Below are 9,691 nucleotides of genomic sequence, written 5' to 3' on the forward strand. Positions count from 1 at the left end.
TTCAAACCTGTCAGGTACCCGAGTGGCTGCGTAAAGCCGCGTCTACCAGGTAGGGATTGTGCGATTCGCGCGTTTTGCCAGTGGCTCCCTTGTTCATGATGTTGAGTGCCGCAGTCGCCGCCGCGCGAGTTACTGCGGTGTCGTCCAGCAGGCGCTCGAGCGCATCGAGATCGGTGGCATGTAGCACGGAGTTTGCGGGTCCAGATTGGGCATACCCCGCCTCAGTGTCGTAACAGCCGGGGTGCCGTCGAATGACCGACAGATATGACGCCAGAGTCTCGTCCTCGCCGAACAGCTCGACGTCGGCCACCTGGACAAAGCCCTCTATCGCGCCAGTGGCTTTGGCTTCGGTGATCACCAGGGTCTCGGTCCAAGAGGTGGTCAGGCAAGCTAGCCGCTGAAAATCCTTGTTTTGGGTTCCTGGCAGTGCGCTCACCGACCAGAATCCATACTCGGTGCGGCTGGGAAACGGTATGCACCGGGCGATATAGGCGCCGATTACTCGCTCGACTTGATTTGCATGTTTTGGGTAGGTTCGTCGGAAATTTTCGTAGTTGTGCTTTGCGCCGGGAAAATCGTCTGCGGTGCGAAACTGAGACTCTGACTTGTCTGTGTTGTTCGTCTCGACGGGTGAATTAAGCCAACGTTCTTGATCCTCGGCCGGGACAAGGTTGCGAAAGCTTTCGGTACCGGGGGTGATTGTCATGTCGCTCAGATTCCGCGCCGGCATCTTAGCTTGCTGCACACTATGGATAAGTTGCTTTTCGACAGCCAGAAGATGGCGGTTGGGAAGTGGTGAGGCCATGGCTTCGGTGTCAGTGCGCACAAATGCGACTTCAATATCCTTGAACTTCTTGGGGTGGTCGGAAGCGACTCGGCGTGGAATATATTGCGACTGCCCGACGTAGCATTCTCCGTTCTCAAACTGCAAAATGTAGTAGCCGGCGTCGCCGCATTCGCGCTCGTTGAGCGCTTCCACTATCAAGCCACGATCGATCGGTAATGGTTCGCCGAATCCGTTTTCCTTAGACCATGCGGCAATCGATTCCTTTCGTTCCAATACTGTCTTCTCATCGGGCCGCTGAGGTGCGCTGAGAGGCGCGATCTCCACAACTGATTTCGGAGAGACGCCACCCTGAGAGTGCCAGAAGCCTCCAAAATTTACTGGTTCGAGAAATGACCAAGAAGGCGCCAACAGGAGTGCAATTCTAAGAACTTCCCCAACGGAACATGCCTGAATCTCGCTGTTTGATCCGCGAATTCCTGTGGAGCCGGAGTCTAGCTTCCATGCATCGCCCCGATTCACGAAGCGCACGATCCCGGTTCCGGGTTGCGTGTTAGCCGCTGCAAGAAATATTCGCTCGAGAGTCTTCGCTTCGATGGAATCATTTGTCGGGAAGGTGGTTGTTAAGTCAAGATAAAGCTCTGCTTTGTCAGATTCGCGGCTTTCGACGACGACTTTGCATCCACACGAGGTCAATACGATTATAGCTTCAACCAGATCACCTAATTCGCGCTCGATATAATCGAAGTGCTGATGAAGATCGCCCTCTGGTAGGTTCGACCATTCGCGACGGGTACGCGCCCGGGCGCGGATTTGAGGTGGTAGCAGCAGCGCCGGAATTGGCTCGAGTTCATCCCTATCGTCAGTACTTTCCGAGTCATTGTCGAAATTCCAACCGGTCGTTTTCTTCCTCGCCATCGCCCTACCGATGTCGTCGAGCTCTAGGAATAGAACGGGATTCGAATCGTGGCCGAACGACAGGGACGCCTCTGTCTTGTAGCCGATAAAAGGAGCCAGGAGCAATTCGTTCGGCAGGTCGTCTTGGAACAAGAGAATCGATCCCGTTGCTGACTCTGCTGAAACCACGCTTCCTCCGACCGTGCACTCTGCTACGACGCGTTCGAGCGTCTCGCGCTGCCGCCATCTGCCGAAGTCAGAGTAGCCACGAGTAGAGGAAGCGGCAGGCGTTGCAAAACATTTGCCCTAAACCCGTTTGAATCGCTGATTGGTCGGCGTTTACGAGCTCATGGGTTGAGTAGTCGGCCCAACCGGTAGTGCAGCTTGGGTTCCCGGTCCCTGTCCGACGCCATGTCGGCTGTCCGCGCGATGTGGTCCGCCCCGAACCGGGCGAGCAGCAGGTCGTCGACGAGCCGGACATGGGTGGGCTCGAAGCGGTACTCCATCGCGGCCACGACAGCGTCGACGTCGGCCGACGCGAGGAAGCCGTCGAGATCCTCCCGCACGACGATCCCGTTCGCGGCGAGCAGCGTGAGCAGCCACTCGTAGGCGTCGGACCGGGCCGGTTTGATGTCGGGGAACGCTTTCGTCAGCACCTCCTGCAGCGTGCCGATCTCGATCTCCTCGGTGGCGTGCGCGTGCGCCAGGTCGGCCCTGTGCAGCGCGTCGACCTCCGCGAACTGGGCGTCGGCCAGCTCGATGAGGCCGGCGGCGAGAGTGAAGGCACGATCGATCGGCGGCGACGACGTCGTCCGCGAACCCTTGTAGCGGATGCCGTGTTCGATCTCCGCCCAGGCGTGTTGGAGGACCGTGCGGATCTGCACCTCGAAGTGGAACTCGTCGTCGGCGCGCAGGATCAGGTGGGTACCCGCGTACCCGAACATGCCGGCGTTCTGCGTGACGGACGTCCTGTCGACTCGCTGCCGCACCTCGAACGCGGAGGTCAAGGCCTGCTCCGCGCGGTCGATGTCGGAGGTGAGGTAGGTGATGACCCGTACGCCAATGAGGTCGGTGACCTCGCGGAGGGGGTCGGTGAACATGGGTTGACCGGACTCGTCGAGTCGCGCGAATTTGCCTGCGGCCGAGTCGGGTTCCTTCGTCCGGGACTGGACCGCATGCACCGCGATGTAGCTCTCGGTCAGCCGCGCCGACACCGCGCGTTCCATCTTCGCGGTGAGGCCCTGGAACCGTGCGAAGTCTCGAAGATACTGATCGATCGCGGAGGTCAACGGAGCGTCCTTCCCACGGTGACGTGGTCAGCGACCACTCTAGGAGGGACGGGGACGGTCGGGGGGCATCAGGCCTTCTGCAGGAGATCGACGAGTGCGGTCGCGGCCTCGGCGGACGAACTCGGGTTCTGGCCGGTGATGAGGATGCCGTCGCGGACGACGTACGAACCCCAGTCGGGTCCCTTGCTGTAGTCGCCGCCGAGCTTGATCAGCTCGTCCTCGACCAGGAACGGGACGACGTCGGTCAGCCCGACGCCCTCCTCCTCGCCGTTCGTGAAACCGGTGACCTTGCGGCCCTTCACCAGGGGCTCGCCGTCGGAGCCGGTGACGTGCCGCAGGACGCCCGGCGCGTGGCAGACGAGACCGACTGGGGTGTCGGCGGCGATCGCGCTCTCGATGAGGTTGATCGAGTCGCGGTCCTCTGCGAGGTCCCACAGCGGGCCGTGACCACCCGGGTAGAACACGGCGTCGAAGTCGTCGACGCTCACCGATTTCAGCGGCACCGTCTCGGCCAGTTGGGCTTTCGCGTCGTCGTCGGCCTCGAAGCGGTGGGTGTCGTCGGTCTGGAAGTCGGGCTGATTGCTCTTCGGGTCGAGCGGGGGTTGTCCGCCTGCGGGCGAGGCCACGACGATGTCGGCCCCGGCGTCCTTGAACCGGAAGTAGGGGGCGGCGAATTCCTCGAGCCAGAACCCGGTCTTCTCCCCGGTGTCGCCGAGGGTGTCGTGGGACGTCAGGACCATGAGGATCTTCATGCGGTCCATCGTGCCAGGACCCCGAGAGGCACGATGGGGGCATGACATGTCTCGTGCTCCTCGAAATGCACCTCGACCCGGCTCAGCGCGACACCGCGCCGGCGATCATCGACGAGACCCTGGTGGCCACGCGGAACTGGCCGGGCAACCAGGGCATCGAGGTGCGTGTCGACGACGACGATCCCGACCACGTGATGGTCGTCGAGCAGTGGGCGACCACCGAGGACCACGCTGCATACGCGCAGTGGCGCACCACGCCCGAGGGTGCGAGTCGGCTGCGCGAGATCGTCGCGACGCCGCCGGTCAAGACCATCTGGTCGTCGACGGTGCCGCTGCGAGACTGACCGTCGGGTCAGCGACCGCGTCGCCTCCACACCTCGACGGACTGCGACCAGACATCGGGGTCGTGGGTCTCCTGGAAGTTGCGGCCACCGCGGGCGAAGGTCTGCAGAGTCGCGGCGGGGACCTCGTGTTCCGGCACGGGCTGATCGGTCCAGGTGCAGGGTCGCACCTCGGTCAGCCCCACCGCGACGGCCTCGTCGCTGTCGTCGTGGCGTAGTGGGCCCGTGAGCCGGCCGACGAAGTACTCGCTGTCGGCGTCACGGGTCCAGACGAGGGAGCCGTCGGGAACGTCCGCGAAGCGCTCGACCCGGCGGGCACCGCGTTCGTCGACTGCGGTCATCCCGCAGATCCTGAGATCCAGAGCGCGCTGGACGCCACCGACCATCGGCGCCCGGAAGACTCGTCCGCTCACCGCGTCCCGATGAGGATCAACAGCGTGTACACCGCGACGATCGGGATCAGGACGGTCCACGCGGTGAGGAAGATTGCGCGCAGGTTGGTCGATCGGCACAGCCCCATCACCCCCACCATCGTCGGATTCGGCAGAGGCCCGTACGTGTCGGCTTTCGACGAGAACAGCAGGACCACAACCCACACACCGGCACCGATGCCGGCGACGTCGGCGAGCGGACCGAAAACCTTGTCCATCAACACCACCTGCGCACCGGTCGCGCCCGGTATGCCGATCCAGCCGATCACCGCGATGGTCATCGCGAGCAGGAACGGCGTCATGTGGCCGATGTCGTCGCCGAAGGACCCGAGCACCACCGAGAACGGGTTGATGCGCGCGATCGCGGTGAACAGGACCGCCAGCAGGAGGAACAGGAAGAACAGCCAGGCGAGTGACGACACCCCTCGGCGGACCGCGTGGGCGAACGCTGCGGGCCGCATCCCGCCCGCGATCGCCGTCACCACGGCGAGAAGAGGGAGAGCCACCAGCGGCAGCATCACGCCGATCGTGAGGACGGTCGCGACGGCCAGCACCACGACGAGCGTCACCGTGAACACCAGTGCTGCGCGCGAGGCCCGTCGACTGGCGTGGGCGTCGACGACCTGCGGCACCGCGCCGAGTTCCTCGGCGGGGTAGTGGTCGTCGGTGCGCGCGGTCCTCCGCTGGATCCAGGGCACGATCAGCATCCCGATCGCGAACGACAGGACCGGGAGCCAGATGCCGCCGCGCAGGAGGTACTCGACGTAACCGATGTCGGCGGCCTGCATCACCGCGATCGTGCCGCCGGCGAACGGTGCGATGCCGAAACCCGCACAGCCGCCGATGAACACGGCCGACGCAGTGGCGGACCGCGTGAGTCCGGCGCGGGCCGCGACGGGCAGGAGAACGGGAACGGCGACGGCGAGCGCGCCGGCGAGGGTGCCCAGTGCGGTGACCAGCACGCAGCAGGTCGTCATGATCCCCGCCGCGACAGCTGTGGTGCTGGTGGTGCCGGTCCCACGCAGCGTCGTCGAGACGATCGTCGTGGCCGCGCCGGTGACGCGGAGCACCTCAGCCAGCGCACCGCCGAAGAGGATCGCGAACCCGATGATCGTCACCTGATCGGTGACGGCGTCGCCCGCCATCTCGAGGGCCGTGCCGGGACCGGGCAGGAGGATCAGCAGGCTCGACACGACGGCGACCACCGTCGCCCGCACGATCGGCATGCCCATCGCGGCGAGCACGCCGTACAGCGCGATCGGTAGGAACCCCCACAGTGTCGAGGGGTTCACCGTGACGCCGACGACCAGCGAGACGATCAGGCTGCCCACGGCCAGCGCGTCGACGGATCGCACGCGGGGAGTCGTCCTGCCGGTGGGACGGATCCGGCCTCTCGACGTGACCTCTGTCATCACCGGATGGAGCCTATGGCACGGATGCCGGGATGGTCGTGTTCGTCCGCGGCGTTCATCCGAGGTGACCGATGTCGTCAGCGCCCCCACGCGGATCTGGACACCCTCGCGTGTCCTGGTCATCCGCGCCGCGGCGGACCACCCGCACACCGCCGAGATCCTGCGCCGATGCGAGGCCGCCGGCGTCGAGGACATCCAGATGCTGTCCGGCGACCGCCTGACCGGGCTGCGCGGCGAAACCGAGCGGCAGACCTACGCCCTGGCGAAGACGACCCTCGCCGTCGTCGTCGCGCCGCCCAGCACCCGCAAGCCGCAACCGATCCCACCGAGCGCGGACTGGCGCATCGACCTCGCCCGCGGGTGCCCGGCGCATTGTCAGTACTGCTACCTCGCCGGATCGTTGTCGGGACCACCCGTGACACGCGTCTACGCCAACCTCGACGAGGTGCTCGACGGCATCCGCACCCACGCGGGACAAGGGACGGTCACGTCGGGCACGGTGGAGCGCGGACACGAGGGCACCACCTTCGAGTTGTCCTGCTACACCGACCCGTTGGGCATCGAGCGCGTCACCGGCTCGATCGCCGAGGCGGTCCGTCGCGTCGGCGTCGGCGACTACGGCGACGGTGTCTCACTGCGGTTCACCACGAAGTTCGACGACGTCGACGACCTGCTCACCATCGACCACGGTCGCCGGACCCGGGTGCGGATGTCGGTCAACGCCGACGAGGTCGCGCATCGGTTCGAGGGTGGGACCGCGCGGATGCCCGCTCGCATCGACGCGCTGCGTCGCCTCGCGGTCGCGGGGTACCGCGTCGGACTGACGATCGCGCCGGTGATGCCGGTCCCGGATTGGCGCGAGGAGTACGGACGGCTCCTCGCCGACGTCGCCGCCGCGCTGCGGGACGTTCCCGGTCTCGACCTCACCGTCGAGATCATCACGCACCGGTTCACGGAGTCCAGCAGGGAGATCCTGCTCGGCTGGTACCCGGCGACCAAGCTCGAGATGGACGAGTCCGCGCGGACCGCCAAGCGGAACAAGTTCGGTGGCACGAAGTACGTGTATCCCAAGGACACGATGACGGCAATGCGGTCGTGGTTCCTCGCCGAGCTGGACCGTGTGCTCCCGGACGCGCGATTCCTCTACTGGACGTGAGCGCTGTCCGAGATCCGCACCGTCACGAACCTCCGTGGGCACAATGACCACGATGGACCGCCAGGATGCGGGTCTCGGACAGAAATCAGCGCGGGCGGGCCGACTTGTCGCGGTACATCCGTTCGTCGGCGACGCGGAGGAGTCCGGCGGGGTCGTCGCCGGACCAACTCGAGCCCGCCGAGACCGAGATGCGTAGGGGTGTCGCGGTGGAGGTCAGGGTGTACGGCTCGCTGAGCACCTTCTTGAGCCGCATGCGCTGCTCCTCGAGATCGTCGGCGGTGCGCGCCGACCGCACGAGCACGACGAACTCGTCACCGCCGAAACGCGAGGCGGAGTCGGCGACTCCGATCACCGCGCGGATGCGGTCGGCGACGGCGACGAGCAACTCGTCACCGACCGTGTGTCCGTGGGTGTCGTTGACGGCCTTGAAGCCGTCCAGGTCGAGGTAGAGCATGCCCACATTCGTCGTCGCCGACTGCGCGATCTCCCCGATCTGCGCGAGCAGCAGGTGACGGTTGCCCAGGCCGGTCAGGGCGTCGGTCGTCGCCTGACGCGCCAGCGCGTCCTCGGCCGTCCTGCGCCGGGTGATGTCCTGCACCTGGGCGATGATGATGTCCTCGGTGTCGGCGTGGGCCGCGCGCACGATCACCGCGTTGCGCTGGACCCAGACGACGCTGCCGTCCTTGCGTACGTAGCGCTTCTCCGACTCGATCTGGTCGCACGTGCCGTCCAGCAGCGAGGCCAGGTGGGCATCGGCATCGGCCACATCGTCGGGGTGCGTCAGCTCGCGGAACGAGGTCGCGGTCAACTCCTCCGCGGTGTAGCCGAGCAGCGCGCACATGGCGCGGTTCACCTGCAACCAGCGGCCGCTGGTGCTCACGACGGCCTTGCCGATCGGCGCGAACTCCATCGTGGTCGCGAGCAGCGACATCGACTCGTCGCGATCGAGTTCGATCACCGAGCTCGACGGGACGTCGGTCACCTGGCTGAAGAACCCGACGACGTCGCCGTCGACGACGTCCGGGACGAGAGCGACGCGGATGTGGCGCCCTCGACCCGACGCGTCGATCATCGTCCGCGTGTAGTCCTGGCGTTCTCCGCGCAGCACGGCCGCCAGGTGTGGTCGGTCGAGCGCAAACATGTCCGGACCGACGAGCTCGAGCATCCCGCGGCCCGTCGCATCCGGCAGACCGAGGAGCGTGAGGAGAGCGTCGTTGGCCACGACGTTGCGCAGGTCGGAATCCCAGTAACCGATCGCGGCAGGAACGCCGTCGAACACCCTGAGGATGGTGTCGGCCCGGTGGGCAGCACCTGCAGTCATGGGGCCTTCACCCCCTGCTGGTTCGGTGGCCGACCGTCCGAGCATCGTCACATGCCGTTCGCAAAACGTTACCTGTTCGCGGACTGTGGTCCGTGTTTGATTCCGAACACGTGCGGGCATCCCGCCGTCATGCGTGCAGTCACATGGCAGGGCAAGCGGGATGTCAGCGTCGACGAGGTCCCGGACCCCACGATCCAGAAGCCGAGCGACGCGATCATCCGCGTCACGTCCACGAACATCTGCGGGTCGGACCTGCACCTCTACGAGGTGCTCGGCCCGTTCATGACCGCAGGCGACATCCTCGGCCACGAGCCGATGGGTGTCGTCGAGGAGGTCGGATCGGCGACAGGTGACCTCAAGGTCGGCGACCGCGTCGTCATCCCGTTCCAGATCTCGTGCGGGTCGTGCCACATGTGCTCTGACACGCTGTACACCCAATGCGAGACGACTCAGGTGCGCGACCAGGGGATGGGCGCCGCCCTGTTCGGATACTCCTCGCTGTATGGCGCCGTCCCGGGCGGCCAGGCCGAGTACCTGCGCGTCCCGCAGGCTCAGTTCACCCACATCAAGGTTCCTGAGGGGCCGTCGGACGCACGGTTCGTCTACCTCTCCGACGTGCTCCCGACGGCATGGCAGGGCGTGAAGTACGCCGGTGTCCCCGATGGTGGATCCCTCACCGTGCTGGGGCTCGGGCCGATCGGCGACATGGCCGCCCGGATCGGCGCCCACTTCGGCTACCGCGTCATCGGCGTCGATCGTGTCCCCGAACGACTCGAGCGCGTGCGGTCCCGGGGGATCGAGGTCGTGAACATGGACGAGGTCGACGATCTCGGTGACGAGATCCGTTCACGCACAGGTGGTCGCGGCACGGATTCCGTCCTCGACTGTGTGGGTATGGAGGCACACGGATCGCCGGTGACGAAGGCGGTCCAGCAGGTCGCCGGGCTCCTGCCCGACGCGATCTCCGGACCGATGATGGAACACGCCGGCGTCGACCGGCTCGGCGCGCTGTACTCGGCGATCGACATCGTCCGGCGGGGCGGCACGATCTCGTTGACCGGCGTATACGGCGGCATGGCCGACCCGCTGCCGATGCTGACCCTGTTCGACAAGCAGATCCAGCTGCGCATGGGCCAGGCCAACGTGAAGAAGTGGGCCCCGGAGATCATGCCGCTGCTCACCGACGACGACCCGTTGGGCGTCGACTCCTTCGCCACGCACGAGCTGCCGCTCGAGGACGCGCCCCACGCCTACGACATCTTCCAGAAGAAGCAGGACGGCGCGATCAAGATCGTGCTCAAGCCCTGA

At 65.6% G+C, this 9,691-nt stretch carries 9 protein-coding genes; 3 read left to right on the forward strand and 6 right to left on the reverse strand.

Annotated elements, in window-relative coordinates:
* Positions 1 to 10 precede the first annotated feature (10 nt).
* From Q1A98_RS14705 to Q1A98_RS14715, 3 genes are all read right to left on the reverse strand, one after another.
* A complete protein-coding gene (locus Q1A98_RS14705) occupies positions 11 to 1,870 on the reverse strand; it encodes a GIY-YIG nuclease family protein (protein ID WP_299574916.1) in 1,860 nt (619 codons plus the stop codon).
* 158 nt (positions 1,871 to 2,028) lie between these two features.
* Complete coding sequence (locus Q1A98_RS14710) at positions 2,029 to 2,970, reverse strand: GTP pyrophosphokinase family protein (RefSeq protein ID WP_299574918.1); 942 nt, start codon at positions 2,968 to 2,970, stop codon at positions 2,029 to 2,031.
* Between the two features lie 68 nt (positions 2,971 to 3,038).
* Positions 3,039 to 3,722 carry a type 1 glutamine amidotransferase domain-containing protein gene (locus Q1A98_RS14715; RefSeq protein ID WP_299574920.1) on the reverse strand — a complete coding sequence of 228 codons (684 nt, stop codon included), beginning with the start codon at positions 3,720 to 3,722 and terminating at the stop codon, positions 3,039 to 3,041.
* A 41-nt stretch (positions 3,723 to 3,763) separates the two neighbouring features.
* Between Q1A98_RS14715 and Q1A98_RS14720 the strand changes: the two genes are divergently transcribed.
* Positions 3,764 to 4,066, forward strand: coding sequence for an antibiotic biosynthesis monooxygenase family protein (locus Q1A98_RS14720; RefSeq protein ID WP_299574922.1), 303 nt, complete (start codon positions 3,764 to 3,766; stop codon positions 4,064 to 4,066).
* A gap of 8 nt (positions 4,067 to 4,074) precedes the next feature.
* Here Q1A98_RS14720 and Q1A98_RS14725 read toward each other — a convergent pair whose 3' ends face one another.
* Positions 4,075 to 4,404 (reverse strand): GAF domain-containing protein, encoded by a 330-nt coding sequence (locus Q1A98_RS14725; protein WP_299574924.1) that lies wholly within the window; start codon positions 4,402 to 4,404, stop codon positions 4,075 to 4,077.
* 68 nt (positions 4,405 to 4,472) lie between these two features.
* Positions 4,473 to 5,849 (reverse strand): permease, encoded by a 1,377-nt coding sequence (locus tag Q1A98_RS14730; RefSeq protein ID WP_299574926.1) that lies wholly within the window; start codon positions 5,847 to 5,849, stop codon positions 4,473 to 4,475.
* Between the two features lie 121 nt (positions 5,850 to 5,970).
* On the opposite strand from Q1A98_RS14730, the gene Q1A98_RS14735 reads away from it, so the two are divergent.
* Positions 5,971 to 7,062: a spore photoproduct lyase family protein gene (locus Q1A98_RS14735; protein ID WP_299574928.1), complete on the forward strand. Its 1,092-nt coding sequence runs from the start codon at positions 5,971 to 5,973 to the stop codon at positions 7,060 to 7,062.
* An 85-nt stretch (positions 7,063 to 7,147) separates the two neighbouring features.
* Here Q1A98_RS14735 and Q1A98_RS14740 read toward each other — a convergent pair whose 3' ends face one another.
* Positions 7,148 to 8,383: a diguanylate cyclase gene (locus tag Q1A98_RS14740; protein ID WP_299574930.1), complete on the reverse strand. Its 1,236-nt coding sequence runs from the start codon at positions 8,381 to 8,383 to the stop codon at positions 7,148 to 7,150.
* A 129-nt stretch (positions 8,384 to 8,512) separates the two neighbouring features.
* On the opposite strand from Q1A98_RS14740, the gene Q1A98_RS14745 reads away from it, so the two are divergent.
* Positions 8,513 to 9,691, forward strand: a complete 1,179-nt coding sequence (locus Q1A98_RS14745; protein WP_299574931.1) for a zinc-dependent alcohol dehydrogenase — start codon at positions 8,513 to 8,515, stop codon at positions 9,689 to 9,691.

It is taken from the genome of uncultured Williamsia sp., from assembly GCF_947494875.1.
Classification (GTDB): Bacteria; Actinomycetota; Actinomycetes; order Mycobacteriales; family Mycobacteriaceae; genus Williamsia_A.